The sequence below is a fragment of the Flagellimonas sp. genome, assembly GCF_965233845.1.
GTDB lineage: Bacteria > Bacteroidota > Bacteroidia > Flavobacteriales > Flavobacteriaceae > Flagellimonas.
Genome location: NZ_OZ247584.1, coordinates 1,958,987 through 1,976,187, shown reverse-complemented (window position 1 = coordinate 1,976,187; position 17,201 = coordinate 1,958,987). Strand labels below are relative to the sequence as shown.

13 protein-coding genes are annotated in these 17,201 nt (G+C 44.2%); 10 read left to right on the top strand and 3 right to left on the bottom strand.

Going from position 1 to position 17,201, the window contains the following annotated elements; genetic code table 11:
* The first annotated feature begins 15 nt into the window (after positions 1-15).
* The 3 genes from ACO6S0_RS08645 (at position 16) to ACO6S0_RS08635 (ending at position 3,229) form a co-directional block, all read left to right on the top strand.
* The gene (locus ACO6S0_RS08645; RefSeq protein WP_422351584.1) at positions 16-1,362 is read left to right on the top strand and encodes a RagB/SusD family nutrient uptake outer membrane protein; all 1,347 of its coding nucleotides are present in this window, start codon (positions 16-18) and stop codon (positions 1,360-1,362) included.
* Positions 1,363-1,473: 111 nt separating this feature from the next.
* Entirely contained in the window at positions 1,474-2,658 is a 1,185-nt protein-coding gene (locus ACO6S0_RS08640; protein ID WP_422351583.1) for an exo-beta-N-acetylmuramidase NamZ family protein, read from the top strand.
* Between the two features lie 79 nt (positions 2,659-2,737).
* Positions 2,738-3,229, top strand: a complete 492-nt coding sequence (locus ACO6S0_RS08635) for a DinB family protein (protein ID WP_422351582.1) — start codon at positions 2,738-2,740, stop codon at positions 3,227-3,229.
* A 12-nt stretch (positions 3,230-3,241) separates the two neighbouring features.
* On the opposite strand, the gene ACO6S0_RS08630 is transcribed toward ACO6S0_RS08635, so the two are convergent.
* On the bottom strand, positions 3,242-4,831 hold the full coding sequence (locus tag ACO6S0_RS08630) for a hypothetical protein (protein ID WP_422351581.1): 1,590 nt from the start codon (positions 4,829-4,831) through the stop codon (positions 3,242-3,244).
* Positions 4,832-4,958: 127 nt separating this feature from the next.
* On the opposite strand from ACO6S0_RS08630, the gene ACO6S0_RS08625 reads away from it, so the two are divergent.
* The 4 genes from ACO6S0_RS08625 (at position 4,959) to ACO6S0_RS08610 (ending at position 7,084) form a co-directional block, all read left to right on the top strand.
* The gene (locus tag ACO6S0_RS08625; protein WP_422351580.1) at positions 4,959-5,885 is read left to right on the top strand and encodes a ketopantoate reductase family protein; all 927 of its coding nucleotides are present in this window, start codon (positions 4,959-4,961) and stop codon (positions 5,883-5,885) included.
* A gap of 105 nt (positions 5,886-5,990) precedes the next feature.
* Entirely contained in the window at positions 5,991-6,263 is a 273-nt protein-coding gene (locus tag ACO6S0_RS08620) for a type II toxin-antitoxin system Phd/YefM family antitoxin (RefSeq protein WP_422351579.1), read from the top strand.
* The gene (locus ACO6S0_RS08615) at positions 6,260-6,538 is read left to right on the top strand and encodes a Txe/YoeB family addiction module toxin (protein WP_422351578.1); all 279 of its coding nucleotides are present in this window, start codon (positions 6,260-6,262) and stop codon (positions 6,536-6,538) included. Before ACO6S0_RS08620 ends, ACO6S0_RS08615 begins: the two co-directional genes overlap by 4 nt.
* Before the next feature lie 369 nt (positions 6,539-6,907).
* Positions 6,908-7,084 carry a hypothetical protein gene (locus tag ACO6S0_RS08610; RefSeq protein ID WP_422351577.1) on the top strand — a complete coding sequence of 59 codons (177 nt, stop codon included), beginning with the start codon at positions 6,908-6,910 and terminating at the stop codon, positions 7,082-7,084.
* A 6-nt stretch (positions 7,085-7,090) separates the two neighbouring features.
* Here the strand turns inward: ACO6S0_RS08610 and ACO6S0_RS08605 are convergent, their stop codons facing one another.
* The gene (locus ACO6S0_RS08605; RefSeq protein WP_422351576.1) at positions 7,091-7,711 is read right to left on the bottom strand and encodes a JAB domain-containing protein; all 621 of its coding nucleotides are present in this window, start codon (positions 7,709-7,711) and stop codon (positions 7,091-7,093) included.
* Between the two features lie 512 nt (positions 7,712-8,223).
* On the opposite strand from ACO6S0_RS08605, the gene ACO6S0_RS08600 reads away from it, so the two are divergent.
* The 3 genes from ACO6S0_RS08600 to ACO6S0_RS08590 all read left to right on the top strand — a co-directional run bounded on the left by ACO6S0_RS08600 (position 8,224) and on the right by ACO6S0_RS08590 (position 13,672).
* Complete coding sequence (locus ACO6S0_RS08600; RefSeq protein ID WP_422351575.1) at positions 8,224-9,129, top strand: hypothetical protein; 906 nt, start codon at positions 8,224-8,226, stop codon at positions 9,127-9,129.
* A 146-nt stretch (positions 9,130-9,275) separates the two neighbouring features.
* Positions 9,276-11,285, top strand: a complete 2,010-nt coding sequence (locus ACO6S0_RS08595; protein ID WP_422351574.1) for a serine hydrolase — start codon at positions 9,276-9,278, stop codon at positions 11,283-11,285.
* Positions 11,286-11,569: 284 nt separating this feature from the next.
* Positions 11,570-13,672 carry an elongation factor G gene (locus tag ACO6S0_RS08590; protein WP_422351573.1) on the top strand — a complete coding sequence of 701 codons (2,103 nt, stop codon included), beginning with the start codon at positions 11,570-11,572 and terminating at the stop codon, positions 13,670-13,672.
* Positions 13,673-13,729: 57 nt separating this feature from the next.
* Here the strand turns inward: ACO6S0_RS08590 and ACO6S0_RS08585 are convergent, their stop codons facing one another.
* A complete protein-coding gene (locus tag ACO6S0_RS08585) occupies positions 13,730-17,080 on the bottom strand; it encodes a ThuA domain-containing protein (protein ID WP_422351572.1) in 3,351 nt (1,116 codons plus the stop codon).
* Positions 17,081-17,201: the final 121 nt, after the last annotated feature.

Sequence of the window (17,201 nt, the reverse complement as noted above, 5' to 3'; positions counted from 1 at the left end):
CCAAAAAATTGAAAGATGAAAAATATCAAGATATATACTATAGTAGGTGCTTTTCTAGTCGTTGCGGGTTTCCTTGTGGCCTGTGACACAGAATTTGAGAATCCCAATAACCCAACAGAAGATGTGGTCTTGCAAACCAAGGACGGACTCTTTGCCTTGGCCACGGGAATTAGACAATATTATTCCGTAACAGCCTTGCGACAAGTGGTTGAAGCCCCTGGGATTACCACTAGGGAGCTGGGTGTCACCAACACCTTTTTGAATATTAATGAGTTGGCCAAAGGGGGTGCCGAACTACCAGCGGAAAGTGGTGGTATAACCAACCCCTGGGTGAATTTGCTAAGAGCCAAGGGTATGGCCGAGTCTTTGATTGAGGGTGCCAATACTGTGGAACTCACTGCAGGTACCCGTAGTGGACTTCTGGCCTATGGCAATCTGTTCAAGGCCATGTGTTTGGGAGCCATGGTACAGATGTTTGAGGAAGTGCCCATCAACAATTCTGCCGATGGCGCGGCACCTTTTAGTGATCGGGCTGCTGTTTTGGCGGAAAGCATAGCACTTTTGCAGGAAGCCCGGGATGAATTGGCGGGAACCGCAGTTTCTGACGATTTCGCATCCGCTGTTTTGTGGACGGATTTGAGTTTGACCAAGGTCATCAATGCGCACTTGTCCAGATACCATTTGTGGGCTGGGAATTATGCGGAATCCATTGCTGCAGCAGATGCAGTTTTGAACGATAGCGATGCCACCAATTCCATGTGGATCTTCGATGCCAACAACCAAAATCCCATTTGGAACAGAACCGTAAACTCTACGGATTTAAAGCCACAGACCAATTTTGGTCTACTGGGCGCTTTTGTTCCAGAAGTGGGAGACGGGCGTATTGCCTTTTACTTAGGTGCTGATGCTGGCTTTGCCAATGCCGATGCCGGAGGGCAGGCCATTAGCGAAATGTTGGGCTTTGCGGCCACCAATACGGCTCCATTCCCCATCTATCTACCTGGGGAAATGATGCTGAACAAGGCAGAAGCATATGCCAGACAGAACCAATTGGGCAATGCGGTGACGCAAATCAATCTGGTACGTCAAAAAACAGATGACCCATTGGGGGTGAATGCCAACCTTCCGGCTTGGGGAGGAGATGCAGGAAACCAATCCGAAGTAATGGATGAAATCTATGGGAACAGGGCCATAGAATTGTTCTTGACCGGATTGCGTTGGGGAGATCACAAGCGATTTTATCCGGATTTCTCCGTTCCACAGGCGGCCAATACCACCAACGAGCGAAACAGGAATTTTTATCCATACCCGACCATTGAAAGGGAGAACAATCCGAACACACCGGCAAACCCTTCGATTTAAGAAAGATAAGTTTTGAGTAGTTAGTTTAGTTACTGTGCGGGGGCAACAATCCAGTTGTCCCCGTACAATTCCTGACTGCTCTAAATTCGAATTCAACCAAACAACGAACAAATGAAAGTTTTATCAGGTCTTGATGTTCTGACCCAGGACAAAAGCCTTCAGCAACAATTTAAGGGCAAGGTGGCCCTGCTATGCCATAACGCATCCGTGGATAGCACTTATACCCATGCCACCATTCGGTTTAAGGAAATGTTTGGCCCCCGGTTTATAAAACTGTTTGGCCCCCAACATGGTTTTTCTACCGATGTGCAGGACAATATGGTAGAGACCGACCATACCATACATCCCTATTTTCAGATTCCGGTTTATTCCCTCTATTCGGAAACGCGCATTCCCACGGATGAAATGTTGGAGGACATTGATCATATCTTTGTGGATCTTCAGGATGTGGGCTGTAGGATCTACACCTACATCTATACGCTTACGCTTTTGTTGGAGAAATGTGCCGACAAGGATATTCAGGTGATCGTACTGGATCGTCCCAACCCCATTAATGGGGAAGATATGGAGGGGAATCTGGTGGAAGCTGATTTTGTTTCCTTTGTGGGCCTGCATCCCTTACCCATTCGCCATGCACTCACCATAGGTGAGGTGGGGCTGATGCACCAAAAGCTGTGGGCCAAAAAGAAAGCAAAGCTTGAGGTCATTCAAATGAAATATTGGCATAGAGCCATGTATTTTGAGGATACCGGCCTGCCTTGGTTTTTACCATCGCCCAATATTGCACGGCCTGAGAGCACCATCACCTTTCCGGCAACGGTTTTTCTGGAGGGTACCCAGCTAAGTGAAGGCCGAGGTACCTCGCAGCCTTTGGAAATTGTGGGACACCCAAAAATTGAACCTTATGCTTTATATGAAAAGCGAATTTCCCGAAGTATAAAGGCATCCAAATTGGAAGGTTTTAAGCTGAGGCCCATTACCTTTCTACCTACTTTTCAAAAGCATGGGAATACGGTCTGTGGTGGGTTCCAAATCCATGTGACGGATAGGAAGACCTTTAAACCCTGGCGGGTAGGGCAGTTTGTGATCCGGGAGTTGTACCATGTGCTTGGGGAGGATTTTAAATGGAAACAACCACCCTACGAATACAATTATGACCAAAACCCTATAGATTTGATCAACGGTACGGACAAACTCAGAAAATGGGTGGAACGCAATGATTCGGTAGAGGCGCTGGATGCTTTTGAAGCCCTGGATGATTATAAGAAAAGCTTTAATGCCATCAAGTTGTATTGATAAATGATCATGGTTGGTCGGTAGGGGCAAAGGCTGTATCTTTCCAATGGTAAGAATCACAATAATCCCAATACAAACCATGACCTATTCACCTCAAGATGGATTTCCGTATTATCTGGATCTGGCTGGCAATTCCGATTGCCAGACCCTTTTTGCATCAACGGCCACGCTCTCATTTTTGGAAACGATCAGTGAGGAAAAGTCCACTTTCCGATATGTGCCGGGTAAATGGAGCATCAAGCAGGTGTTGGGACATATTGTAGATCATGAGCGGATCAAAATGAGCCGTGCCTTTTGGTTGAGCCGTAACCAACAACTGCAACTTTGGGGGTATGATCAAGAAGCATTGGTGCAAAACGCTAGGTTTGATGAACAATCTTTCCAAGAACTGCTTACGGATTATAAAAACGTGCGAAAGGCCAGCCACAGTTTTGTATGTTCCCTTTCCACAGAGCAATTGCAAATCAAGGGCAAGGCAAAAGATCAGAAGGTAGCCCTTTCCGATTTTTTACGAACCATTATTGGGCATGAGCTGCACCACATCAACATTATTAAAAAAAGGTATTTATAGGATACTTACCCTCTAGTGGAATGGAAAATCCTCAATAGGCCCTTCAAGAAACGGCGTGGTGCTGTTATAGATCAGTTCCTGGCCTCCGGTAATCTGCAAGGGGTCTTTATCGTCCTGGAGTACTTTTTGCACATATTCGTCGTAATCGGAAATTCCTTCATACGACACCAATTCAGTAGATTTAATTTTCAACAAATTGTTTTCGTACCGTAAGAGGAGATTGGATTCATACATTTCAGGAGGCAACTGGGGCAACGGAATACTAGAAATGGATTTACTGTCAAAGGTGATGTCCCAAACATAAACAGGATAAGTTCCTCCATTATTCATGCGTATCCTACCGATAATATGGTCGGTTCCGGTAACTTCAAAATCCACAACATTGTTAGCATAGGTGAAATCCAGTGTATTCTCCGGAATTGTATAGCTGTCTTTAAGTGCACCGGTACCAGCTGCATAATAGTTGGAGAAGGTCATCCAATACCTATAATCATAAAAGTTGGTATTCAATGTATAGTCAATTTGGGTACCAGGGTAAACAGAACTGCTCTTATTTTCCATTAAATGGAAATTGTTGATCTCAAAATCCTTTTCTTTCCAGTAACCATAAACGTTCATGAAAAAAGAGTTGTTCTCAAAACCATTGGACGAATTTAATGTCATGTTACGCTGTTCAAGTCCATCGGTTACAAAATCGGCTTTGTCCAGTACAAAATCACTTGCAAGAGGAGGATGAAGGGTCAAATATTGGCGATTGCCCGTGTCACCATACCCATACATATAGATTATCTCTGGATCACCTACATCAAAGTTGGGGTCTTCAATCAGGTGGACGGTAAAAGTACCCTCGTTGGTATCAAGATCAAGTCTATATCCGGATTTAGATGGATCCGTTACATTATTGGACCATATTCTATTATGTTCGCTAAAACCGCTTATAGGATAGGTTTTTACGTCAACATCTTCTCCTCGGTGTGGTTGGGTCAAATTGATGGTTCCAGGGTTGTTACGTGTAAAGTTTGCATGGGTGGACATGCTTGTGGCCGATCCGTTGTCCGTTAAGGCAAAGGATAGCATAAATTCTTCGTCCATCCCAAACTCCTCTGGCGAGGTGACCACAAGCACTCGGTCTTCATTGGTAAATCGCTGTGCAGACAGTAGACTACCATCCATTTTAGAAGCAAAAACAACAGCATTTATGATGTATTGGCTTACCGTGTTCTCCGGGAGATTTATAGTGACCAATTTTCGGTGTACTTCAAAGTTGCGTTCGGTGGTTTCCGTTTCTCCATTTTTCCCGGTCACGGTTATTTTTAGCACATGGGGTCCGGTTTCATAATCCTCGGGGTCAAAATCCAACGCAATGGAGGCTTTGCTTTCCGCAACATGGATGCTGTTCTCGTCCAGAAAAACTTCAATGGTGCTTCCTTGGATGTCCCCACCTTCGATATTTGCCGTAATTTTAGTCGGCTCCGCAATGATGTCCTTATTGGAAATAGAGGTAATGTTGACCGTGCCCGGGGCACCGCCATCGGAGCTGTCTTTAGAGCAGGAAACAAAAATTAGAAGAACAAGCAGTAGACTGGTAATTTGGGACTTCATGGAAAGGATAAATGGGTTTAATTTTAAAAAACGGCTAAACTAAGGATTATCGTGATAAAGTTTGAAAGAATCTTTTGACTTTTTGATATTTTCGATAAGCGCTACCTTACCGTAAAAAACAGTACAGATGACCAAAATCTTGATTGCCGGAATAGGAGGGGTGGGCGGCTTCTTTGGAGGCCTGCTAGCCAAACAATTTGAGGACAGCCCAAGGGTGGAGATAAGCTTTTTGGCGCGGGGTGCCCATCTGGAGAAAATCCAAGAGGCGGGCTTAACAGTTGTTGAGGGCGAAGAGCAATTTGTGGCTGTTCCCAAAATGGCCTCGGACAATGCCAGAGAAATTGGCGAGGTGGACTATATTATTGTCTGCACCAAAAGTTATGACCTTGAGCAAACCGTACGGCAATTGGCTCCCTGTATTGGCCCACAAACGGTAATCCTGCCCTTGCTCAATGGGGTGGACTGTAGGGATCGCATCCAAAAATTATTGCCCAACAACCTGGTGTGCGATGGCTGTGTGTATATCATTGCCCGACTCTCCCGACCCGGAGTGGTGGAAAACCTGGGCAACATTAAGAAGCTGTTCTTTGGTGTGGAGGGCGGTTCCGATGCCCGACTGTACACCCTGGAGAACCTACTACGAATGGCTGGGGTAGCGGTAACCCTTACCCCGCATATTGAAAAGGTGATCTGGGAAAAGTTTGTCTTTATCTCGGTAATGGCCACGGCCACCACCTATTTTGATGCTTCCGTAGGCCCCATTCTTGCCGATACCGATAAACGCAACACCCTTACCGCTCTGGTAAATGAAGTAGCCCAAGTAGCGCAAGCCAAGGGCATCGCCATCTCCAGCAATATGCCCGAAGAAGTGCTTGCCAAACTGGAAAGCCTGCCCGGTACGGCAACTTCTTCCTTGCACTCCGATTTCCAAAACAAAAAGGCCGATACTGAAGTAGAGAGTTTAGTAGGTTATGTGGTTACTGCTGCACAACACTTAAGTGTTGAGGTGACAACTTACCAGAAATTGTATACAGAAATCCAAAGAAGAGGTTAGTATGTTGGTTCTGCACTAGTGCTCTGAAAAACCCTGTACTTGTTTTTCTGGTATATATTTTGTACGTTTACATGTACAATATATTGTACATTTCAATCCGTTTTCATGAGAGCCATAACCATATCCGCTTTGCGAAAAAACATGAAGAAGCATTTTGACTTCGTCTCCAAATCCTTGGAGATCATTGTTGTGCCGCGAAGCAAGGAAGAGGATGCCGTGGTGATTATGCCGATCAGTGAGTACAATGCATTGAAGGAAACGGAACATTTATTATCCACAAGGGCCAATAGGGAAAGGCTTAGGGAATCTATGGAGCAAATAAATAATGGGGATTTGTTCCAATACACCGAAGACGAAATTGAAGCCACCCCTGAATGAACATTAATTTTACCGCCCACGGATGGGAAGATTTTGGGTATTGGCTGGAAACCGATACCGACACCGCCATCAAAATAAAGGCACTTTTACGATCTATTAAACAAAACCCTTTTAAAGGGTTGGGCAAGCCCGAGCCTTTACGGCATGGGTTAAAAGGTTTTTGGTCTAGAAGAATTACCGGAGAGCATAGACTGGTGTATAAAGTAATGGGCAAAAAGGGTGTTGACCAACAATGCATTATCATTCAATGCAGGTTTCATTATGATGATAAATAATTGGATGATACTTTGAGGTTTAATTATGATTTTGAGCTACATTCAATTATTCATATAAAATATGATTGCGTTTAGAAATCAAAACCAAAACGTTAGAAATCATTAAAACAAAGAAATGAGTAAATGGCTGATACGTAAAACTTCTGGCTCTCGTTCGAGACTTAAATCGAATGGAGATTATTCAGACAATAGGAATTCAAAAAAAAGTATTGACTTTGAAGACCTTCCTCAAAAAGAATCTATGAGGGACAAAAACTACCATTATTCATATTTAGCACTTCATTAGTAAAAAGGTGGTTATACTCCAAAGTAGGAAAAAATTTTGATGACATTTATTCCGAATTTTTAACGCGTGTTCAACCTAAGTACTTGGATGAATATAGAGATTGCATCTATTGGTACGTAGAAAAAAAAGAAAATGTTGAAATAAAAGAAAATGGAGAAATTTGGGGTAAGTGGTATGGGAAAGAAGTAAAATTGCCATACTCAAGCCAAATGACTTTTTACGTTGACCCGTCAACCAACGAATTAAAGAAAATAGAATAAAATATCCTACAACCTCCCCACATCATCATCACTCAACCCCGTAAGTTCTTTTATAGTAGCATCATCATAACCTTTGGCTTTCATTTTCTTGGCCACCTCCTTTAGGCTTTCATTTCTAGCCCTTTTCTTTTCCGTATCGATCTTCCATTGTTCAAGTTCCTTTCGTTCTGGCCCCATGATCTCAAATAGGCCGGAGTTTTTTATTTCATCCATAATGCCCTCGTCCGCAAAGCTGGCATAGTCCTCCTCGGTAATGATCAGGTGGTCCGCCACCTCAATATTGATCAGCTTGCCCACCTTAAACAAACGGTCCGTAACCTCTTGGTCTCCTTTGGAGATTTCTACTGAGCCACTGGGATGGTTGTGTACAAAAATAACTTTAGTGGCCAGTTTGTAAATGGCCATTCTAAACACATCGGGCGGGTCAACATTTACCCTATTCACGGCACCCAGGGCGATCAACTCAATAAACTGGATCTTGTTCTTGCCATTGAGCCCCACCACCCAAAAATGTTCTTGGTTGCGGCGGATCTTGTTTTCGCGCAGTAATATCTGCTGCATTACATGGTACACATCAACAGAATTTAAGACCTTAATCTTCTGTTCTTTGGTAAGATGGACGTTCATATGCTATATATAAAATTTGCGGGGCATGCTGCGAGAGGTCAATAGCGGCAAAAAGATACAAACTATATACAACTTAATTGCACCTTAACTTGGGTTCCACAAAACATTTGTCAGGTCGAGCGCCGACCTTGACCGGAACGGGCAGGCAGTCGAGACCTACTTTGGACAAACGGTTTTTAGGACTTCTCTATGCTCCTTCAACTGCCTGCCCTCCGCAAAAGACTCTGGGCGGCGGGCGCTCAGGATGACATCTCGAAGTGACATTTCCCGTAATTTTTGGAATCCTGCTTTGGCTGGCCCTATGGCTTCGGATGCCCAAGTTGCAGGGGGTGTTCCCTTTGGTTTCCAAGAGCTAGGTTGTCCGTGGCTGCCAAAAGGACATGGATGGCACCTACTGCCAAAAAAGCTAACCCCCTCATTGCTAGCTTAGCGGAAAATTATTGCATTTAGGGTACGGTTATTGCTAGGTTGTTTGCTTATTTATCAAATCAAAAAACAATCAAGATTTCCTTATGGATTTTAAAATTTCCAGCTTTTCGCTAGTGCTTTTGGCACTCCTTTCCTCATGTTCCAATAACGATGACACCAACAACATTGATCCCGCAACCGAGATACACATCCCAGATGCCCAGTTTGAATCCAAGCTGATCAGCTTGGGCATTGACTCTGATGGGGTGGTCAATGAAAGAGTCCTCAAATCCGATGCCGCGCAGGTGGAGTACCTAGATGTATCCAGCCAAACCGAAGCAGAAGAAATCCACGACCTTACCGGAATAGAAGGCTTTCCCAAGCTAAAACGATTTTTTGCCCTTGGCAACCGCTTGTCCACGATCGATCTAAGCCAGAATGTACTTTTGGACACCTTGGATTTATCCGGTAACGACCTCACCGTAATTGATTTGAGCCAAAACAAGGCCTTGATCAAGCTGGACTTAAAAGTAAACGACCTGGAGGAGGTGACAGGGCTGTCAGCGGCAACCAGCCTACAATGGTTAAACCTTTCCTTTAACAATTTTAAGGAATTTACCTTTGAGAATCCTGGTGTGGTCAACCTGCTTATAAGTCATAATGATCTAGTGTCCATTGATGTGAGTGCTGCTACCCAGTTGGAAAGTCTGTACATGCCCACCAACAAGCTCACCCAGTTGGATCTTACCCAAAATACCCTTTTGGAGACCATAGACGTTGGGGATAATCAACTTACCCAGATTGAATTTGGAGACAAACCACAGCTCAGCTATTTATCCTGCTTCAGCAACGTACTGAGCCATTTGGATGTCAGCACTTTTGAAGCGCTGGACTACCTGAGTGCCAACCGAAATCCGGACTTGTGGTGCATTAAAGTAGGGGATGGGCAGTCTATACCCACTCTAAAATTATCGGACTACCAGGAAACGAACGAGTCCTGTGAGTGGTAGGAGGACCGTGTGCATGGCTTGGTGTTTGGGCAGTTTCCGATCTGGGGTTTAATTGATTTGGGCCTCCTCCTTGGAAAGAATTGTTGTTATACTGTAACAGTTTGATTTTTAGGGACTCATTAGTTTAACAACTAATAGACCACATCATGAAAAAATCCCATTCCTCTTTCCAGACCCACGTTCTTTTTTGCACTTTTTTACCGGCCATTTTTTTACTGTTCTCTTGTCAAAATTCAAAGGAGGCAACTATAATAGACACCAATGCTGCCATTGCTTATGCCGTTCCCATGGACAACATCACTTTGGACGGGAATCTTTCGGAATGGCCTTCGGATATTCACTCCTACCCAATCAAAAATGCGGAATTGGGCAAAGCTCCCAACAACAATGAAGACTTTCAGGGCAATTTTAGAATTGGCTATAATGCCGATCAGAGGGAGATCTATATTGCCATGGAAATTGCAGATGAATCCCTGGTCGTAGAGTCCCCTGAGTTGTCTTTTTGGGACAATCAGGATGGTTTGGAGTTGTATATCAACGAGAAAAGCTTAAAAACAGGATCGCCGGTAACCCAGTACAGTGAATACGGGAATGATCGCAATGCTTACGGGGCAAGAACTGCTTGGGACAAGGTGGAGATGGCAAAAAATGTAACCGATACGGGAAAAACCGTTGAGTGGAAGGTAAAACTGGACCGGAAAATTGAAGAAGGCATGTCCTTGGGAATGGATGTAGTGGTGGTTGACAAAGATGAAGACGAAAGCTTTACCTGGTTTTCTTGGGGCAAGGGAACACAAAAGGTGGCAAACCCGGATCGATTGGGCAATGTAATTTTTATTGCTGATGCTACTGAAATTGGCTTGGTGAAAGGCAAGGTGGACGCCTTTGGAGTGAATGAAACTTCCGTTCCCATTAGTATTAGAATGAGCAGTCTGGACAATGAGGACATGTGGGTTCAGACCGTGGTGGATTCAACAGGGAATTTTTCCGTGCCCTTGCCTGTTGGGGGTTATCAAATAGAAGTACCAACCAAAATTGTGCAGGTTGATTACCGATTCCACAGAATGGCACCAACAGCGCCCGTAACTTTTTCATTGGGCAAGGATGGCCATGATCCAATTCCTACTTTGGAGGTCAAGATGCTTCCAGAACCCAATATGATTCCCGAAGTAGGGTTGCTGCATGATTTCAATGAAGCATCGAAAAAACAGGTCGACCAGATCATTGAGGGCTACCAAGAGCATTACAATATTCCGGGTGTCTCATTGGCTTTGATCAAAGATGGAAAAGTGGTGTATCATAAAACCTATGGGGTAAAGAATTCGGTGACCAAGGAACCCGTGGACGATAAGACCTTGTTTGAGGCCGCCTCTATCACCAAACCTGTTTTTGCTTATGTGGTGCTACGGTTGGCGGATCGCAACATCATTGATATGGATAGGCCTTTACATGAATATCTTCCATTTGAGCAGCTAGAGGAGTACCCAGCATATAAAAAGATGACGGCCAGACACGTACTGATCCATCGTAGTGGTCTGCCTAATTGGGGAATTGAGATGATTGCTGAACCCGGTGAAAAATATGGCTATTCCGGGGAAGGATTTGAATATCTAAAGCGTGTGGTGGTTAAAATTACCGGCAAAACCATTGAGCAAATTCTTGATGAGGAATTGATAGCGCCCAACGAACTGTACCATATGGAATTTAGTGATAGTGAGGCCCTACGCAAGGTGGTATCCGATGGACATGTGGGAGGTCATCCTACCAATTGGGGCATTCCACAATACGCTGGCATGGCGTTTAGCATGCATACGGAGGCTAAAGCATTTGCCAAATATGCCCTTACCATTCTGGAGAGAAAAGGGTTGAAACCAAGTACGTATTCTGAATTTTTGGAGATTCACACTGACTCAGATCCCGAATATTGGAATAACGCGGACAAGAAAGAGGGTGCAGGTCTAGGTATTTTTATTCGGGAAACGGATTATGGCAACACGTTTTACCATGGCGGAAACAACGGGGATTTCAAATGCCAATTTGAAATTTACGACAAGTTGAAAATGGGCTATATCATTTATACCAATTCTGATACTGGAAGCGAGCTTACCATAGATGCCTGGCAAATCTTTGGCGAGGGGAAAAAAGAAGGAAAATAGTAGCGATTTCAAGTTTTAAAGCCATACAAGCTAGAAATTGGATTTACTTGCCCGTTAGGAAATCTTAGCAAATCTCAATTCAACCAAGACGACCTACTGAAAAAATGATGCCGATTGCATGCTGATCAGATATTTATTATCTTGATAGTGAATCTAATAGCTTCAAACTTTTCAATATCTTCTTGTTAGGTCGGTAGCACGCTTTGTTTCAGATAAAGAGGTGTTAAATATCATGTTTTAAGAACAAACATTTTGGGATTTTTATGAGCTAAACACTTAGGGTTATGAAAGTATATGATGATAAACATATAAAGAACATCGTATTTGTGGGAGCCAACAACAGTGGGAAGACCACCTTGGCCGAAACCATGCTTTTTGAGGCAGGATTGCTCAATAGACGGGGCACTGTGGAAGGTAAAAATACGGTATCGGATTATCATGAAATAGAGCACCAGAGAGGTGCTTCTGTTTTTGCAACCCCTTTGCACACCGAATGGCGCAATTACAAGATTAACATCATTGACACCCCTGGCCTGGATGACTTTATTGGGGAAATACTTTCTTCCATCAGGGTGGCAGATACGGTTGTCACAGTGATCAATGCCAGGCACGGGGTAGAGATAGGCACACAGATTATTTGGAACCAAATTGACCTTTACAACAAACCCACATTGTTTGTGGTAAATCAAATAGACCATAAGAATGCCAGTTTTGAGGATAGTTTTAAGGAAATCAAGGAATTGGTTGGCAACAATGCCGTTAAAATCCAATACCCTCTGGTCATTGCTGGGGCGCAATGCATTCTTGATGTGTTGAAAATGAAACTCTACAAATTTCCAGCACAAGGCGGAAAGCCTGAAAAATTGCCCATACCAGAGGATCAAAAAGCATTGGCAGACCAATTGCACAATGAGCTGGTAGAAAAAGCAGCAGAGAACGATGAGGAACTGATGGAACTATTCTTTGAAAAGGGTACCCTTAGCGAAGACGAAATGCGCCAGGGTATCAAGGCAGGTATGCTTAACCATGAACTTTTTCCGGTTTTCTGTGTATCTGCACTTCAAGATATGGGCAGTGGCAGGTTAATGGGCTTTATTGACAATGTAGCTCCTGCAGCTGCCGATCTAAAACCGGAGCAAAGTGTGGAGGGAAAAACTGTTTTGCGAACAACGGAGGCACCAACAGTACTGTTTGTTTTTAAAACGGTGCACATGCCCAATTTGGGGCAATTAACCTTCTTTAAGGTAAAATCAGGTATCATCCATGCCAATGACAAACTTGTTAACTCCCGCACCGGAGAAATGGAAATCTTACACCAGCTCTTTATTATGGATGGAAAGAAACGGGAACCGGTTTCAAAACTGATGGTTGGCGATATAGGAGCCACTCTAAAATTGAAACATACCGAAACCAATGATACACTGTACAAACAGGGCCATCAGGTGACCATAAGACCCATAATCTACCCAGAGCCTAGAACCCGTAAGTCTGTGGTTGCCCAAAAACAGGCGGATGAAGAAAAGCTGAGTGATGCCCTAAAGAAAATACATAGCCAAGACCCTACAGTGGTGGTTACCTATTCCAAGGAGTTAAAACAACAGATTTTGGGCTGCCAGGGTGAGCTTCACTTGGCAACTATTGGATGGACGCTTGAAAACAATTATGGGGTCAAAGCTGAATTTAAACAACCCAAGATTGCGTACAGGGAAACCATAAAGAGGTCGTCCACTGCCAATTATAGACATAAAAAACAATCAGGTGGGGCTGGGCAGTTTGCGCAGGTACACCTTAAAATTGAACCGTGGTATGAGGGAATACCGGAGCCCGAGGGGTTCAATATTAGGGGAAAAGAGGAAATGGCACTTCCTTGGGGCGGTAAATTGGTGTTCTACAACTGCATTGTGGGTGGAGTGATAGACCTGCGGTATTTGCCGTCCATCAAAAAGGGAATTCTAGAAGTAATGGAATCTGGACCGTTGACCGGTTCATACATAAGGGATGTACGGGTGATGGTATATGACGGCAGGATGCACTCTGTGGATTCGAACGACATAGCTTTTAAAATAGCTGGCGCGCACGCCTTTAAGGCGGCATTTTTAAATGCCAAACCCAAATTACTGGAACCCATTCGAGAGTTGACCGTAAAAGTACCTGAAGAAATGGTAGGTAGTGTAATGACCGATCTACAATCGCGGAGATCCGTCATTCTCGGAATAGACAATGCGGACCGGTATCAGATTTTAAAATGCAATACCCCGGAGGTTGAGCTTTACGGTTATTCTACAAATCTACGTTCTTTAACACAGGGCAAGGCTACTTTCAATTCCGTGTTTTCTTCTTTTGAGGCGGTTCCCGATAATATCCAGCAAAGTTTGGTGAAGGTTTAATAACCATAGCTTTATATATAGGAGTTGTGCCAAACCCTAGCTCAGATTCCGATATATCTAATAGTTAAGAATTATCCAATTGGCATTGGCTACAAATTGTTTCTCATCCACTGGATTTTTGAAAACCAGATAGAGTGCGCTTTGCTTAGCTGTGGGTTTCACCGGAATTTCGTAACTCCTAAAACCTTCGTCAGACTCATGGTAATACCCTAGAGCCGTACTGCCGATAACCGTACCTTCAGGAGAATCTTCCCGAATCTCCAGAACCCCCTTATAGTTGTAGCCGGAAATATAGAAGGCTGAAAAACTAATACTCTTTAGGCCATTCAGATGAATGTTTTCAAAACCGATAAAACTGTCGTGCTTAATGGAGCCTACCAGCTCTGCACCTCCGGCTTCCCACTCCCCAACATCATCACTGAGTTTGTCAGCTGCTTCCGCTTCCAATTTGGAAGTTGTAAAAATCACCTGCGAACTTGTGGCCAGTTCAGAATTCGGGACCTTCTCATTGCCTTGGTCCAAATAAGAGGCCATCAACACATATTTTCCGCCGCTGTTACCCTGCATGTGTTCCCTAAAGCGTACGGTGCCTGAAAGTGGCAATAAGGTTTCCTCCACTTTTTTATCCGGACTTAGGGAAAGGATGTAGTCCACCATCTTCCCGATTTCCTCAATATCCAATTGTGGGTGGGCAGACATCAGGGATTCGCCCCAAACCCCGGAACCTCCTTTTTTAACCCGATCTATGAGATAATTGCGGTCGTCAGAGGTATATTTCTCGGCAACTTCCATATAGCTAGGACCGTTAACTTTTACATCTACAGCATGACAGGCCGCACAATCGGTGGCGTCCATGAGTACTTTCCCATCAGGAACCACATTTTGTTGGTGTCCCAGGGTGGCCTTGATCATATCCTCACCTTCGGGAATATAGCTAAAGGTCACCTTGATCTGATCTGCAGGGATAGTCCCATTATCGGAATTTCCATCCTCCGCATCATTCACCACCACCTTATAGGTCAATTTTTTGTTATTGAAATACATAGAATCCTTGGGCTCAATCTGAATTTGGAGCTCTGGAGCGGTATTGCCCACCAAAATTTTGGTGTTGGTCACATCAGCGTTACCAAAGGGGTCGGTCACCTTCAGCTGCACATTGTACAACCCGGCTTCCTGAAAGGTGTGAACGGGAGATTCCTCGGTGGACTCTACTTGAGAACTGTTTGAAAATGACCATTCGTAGCTTAGTCCATCCCCATCATAATCAATGGAAGACGAACCGGAAAACTCCACGGATAGGGGAGCGGCACCAATTTCCGCACTGGAAGTAATTTGTGCTACAGGCTTTAAATTTCCTTCAATGTAGGATATTTGGCTTAACCGTGCGTCCAAATTTCTGGAGTTCCATTTTTGCCCGTATTCCAGCATATACATTTTTCCATCAGAACCAAAGATCATGTCCATTGGGTGGGAAAACTCAGTGCTTGGCATAAAGGGGTCTGCTTTTACATAGTTCTGGTCTTCATCCAACGTCACCACATAGATCCAATCCCGCATCCATTCGTAAACAAACAGTTTGTTCTCAAAATATTTGGGGAAAGTACTTTCGGTGGCATTGGGATAATCCGTGGAGTGGTACACCACCCCTGCCATTGGATTTACCCCTCCTTCGCCCAGCCAAGGAAACTCTTCCGAACGGTCATAAGAATACCAGATCATGGATTCCTGGGCAGGGGGAAGCTCCTTCATTCCAGTGTTGTTCGGCGAATCATTGACCAAATTGTTGGGATCAAACTTAGGCCCGGATTCTTTCTTGGCAAAGTCGTAATCGTTGTACAGTTGATTGTTACCACGGGTATAGGGCCATCCCCAAAAACCTGCTTTTCTGGCTTGGTCAAATTCACCCATGCCCTTTGGTCCACGGTCTTCGACTCCCTTTCCAGCATCGGGTCCCACATCACCCCAGTACACATAACCAGTTTTGGAATCAATATGGAACCGGAACGGGTTTCGGCAGCCCATTACGTAGATTTCAGGTCGGGTATTGGGTGTTCCTTCAGGAAAGAGGTTCCCTTTTGGAATGGAATAAGTGCCATCATCCTCGGGTTTTATCCGCAAGATTTTACCTCGTAGGTCGTTGGTGTTGGCAGCGGATTTTTGGGCATCCCAAAGTGCCCTTCCTTCTTGCTCATCAATTGGTGCAAACCCTTGAGATTCAAATGGATTGGTGTTGTCTCCTAAACCGATGAATAAATTACCGTCGGGTCCAAATTCCAAGCCACCGCCACTGTGGCAGCATTCGCGTATCAGCGGAATCTGCAACAAGATTTTTTCGGAATCCAGATCCAGGACATCATCTTTAAGGGTAAAGCGGGAAACATGTTGCTCCACCTTTTCTGCAGAGGAATAAAAGAGATAAATCCAGTTGTTCTTTTCATAATTTGGATCCACTGCCAATCCCAAAAGACCGTCCTCATTGCCATAAAATAGGTCCAATTTGGCAATTACCTTGGTGGTTGCAGTTTTGAAGTCGTACAATTTAAGACTCCCCCGGCGTTCAATAAATAGAATTCCTCTACCTGGAAGTTCTTCCAGTTCCATGGGTTCATCCAGGTTAAAATCCAGGATTGTTTTGGTAAATCTGTTCTCAAGAGGGACTCTTTCTGTCTTGGCCTTGCTGTAATCCAACGAACCGCCACCAGTGGCATAATCTATTCCGCCCATAAGGTGCTTTAAAAAAGTCTCGTCAGTAAATGTTTCATCAGTATGGCCCATAGCTGTGTAAAAAGCTCTTCCGCCATCGTATTCATGATACCAGGAAATGGGGTGGTTATCCCCATTTTCTCCCCCTTCATAGCTACTTTCATCAATATTGATCAACACATTGACATCGGTGTTGATGTTTTTGAAATTGTACCACTCATCTTCCTTGACCCAAGTGCTATCCAATATTTTGGTGCTAGGGTGGGTGTGATTAATAACCTCTAAGGTGGCAGGCTGCACTGCCGGATGACCCATAAAGTAGGCCCCCACCATTTTGTTGTACCACGGCCAATCGTATTCGGTATCGGTTGCGGCATGAATACCCACAAAACCGCCTCCAGCCTGTATATAGCGTTCAAAATCAGCTTCCTGCGTGGCACTCAAAATGTCACCTGTGGTATTTAGAAAGACCACAGCGTCATAATTTTTCAGGGAATCTTCCACGATGTATGAGGCGTCCTCGGTGGTCACCACCTTAAGGTCATTTTCCAATCCCAATTTTTGGAGGGCCGCAATTCCCGCCTCAATGGATTCATGCCTGAACCCGGCAGTTTTGCTGAACACCAATATTTCTTTTTGTCTGTTGCCACATGAAATTGCGGTGAGGAGTGCTAGAATTGCTACCACATATTTTGTCACGCTCATAGTCTTACCGTTCGAAATTTATTTTAAACAAGGAAAATTAAGCATTTATAGCCTCTTTCCTGTGTATAATTGCCCGTTGAAATATTTTATACAATTCAGACCAACATAATATAATGGGCAA

Bases quoted from the DNA above. Each gene is read 5' to 3' on its own strand.
- ACO6S0_RS08615 (WP_422351578.1), top strand. From the start codon at position 6,260: ATGAACATTAATTTTACCGCCCACGGATGGGAAGATTTTGGGTATTGG.
- ACO6S0_RS08590 (WP_422351573.1), top strand. From the start codon at position 11,570: ATGAAAGTATATGATGATAAACATATAAAGAACATCGTATTTGTGGGA.
- ACO6S0_RS08620 (WP_422351579.1), top strand. From the start codon at position 5,991: ATGAGAGCCATAACCATATCCGCTTTGCGAAAAAACATGAAGAAGCAT.
- ACO6S0_RS08645 (WP_422351584.1), top strand. From the start codon at position 16: ATGAAAAATATCAAGATATATACTATAGTAGGTGCTTTTCTAGTCGTT.
- ACO6S0_RS08630 (WP_422351581.1), bottom strand. From the start codon at position 4,831: ATGAAGTCCCAAATTACCAGTCTACTGCTTGTTCTTCTAATTTTTGTT.
- ACO6S0_RS08635 (WP_422351582.1), top strand. From the start codon at position 2,738: ATGACCTATTCACCTCAAGATGGATTTCCGTATTATCTGGATCTGGCT.
- ACO6S0_RS08595 (WP_422351574.1), top strand. From the start codon at position 9,276: ATGAAAAAATCCCATTCCTCTTTCCAGACCCACGTTCTTTTTTGCACT.
- ACO6S0_RS08605 (WP_422351576.1), bottom strand. From the start codon at position 7,711: ATGAACGTCCATCTTACCAAAGAACAGAAGATTAAGGTCTTAAATTCT.
- ACO6S0_RS08640 (WP_422351583.1), top strand. From the start codon at position 1,474: ATGAAAGTTTTATCAGGTCTTGATGTTCTGACCCAGGACAAAAGCCTT.
- ACO6S0_RS08585 (WP_422351572.1), bottom strand. From the start codon at position 17,080: ATGAGCGTGACAAAATATGTGGTAGCAATTCTAGCACTCCTCACCGCA.
- ACO6S0_RS08600 (WP_422351575.1), top strand. From the start codon at position 8,224: ATGGATTTTAAAATTTCCAGCTTTTCGCTAGTGCTTTTGGCACTCCTT.
- ACO6S0_RS08625 (WP_422351580.1), top strand. From the start codon at position 4,959: ATGACCAAAATCTTGATTGCCGGAATAGGAGGGGTGGGCGGCTTCTTT.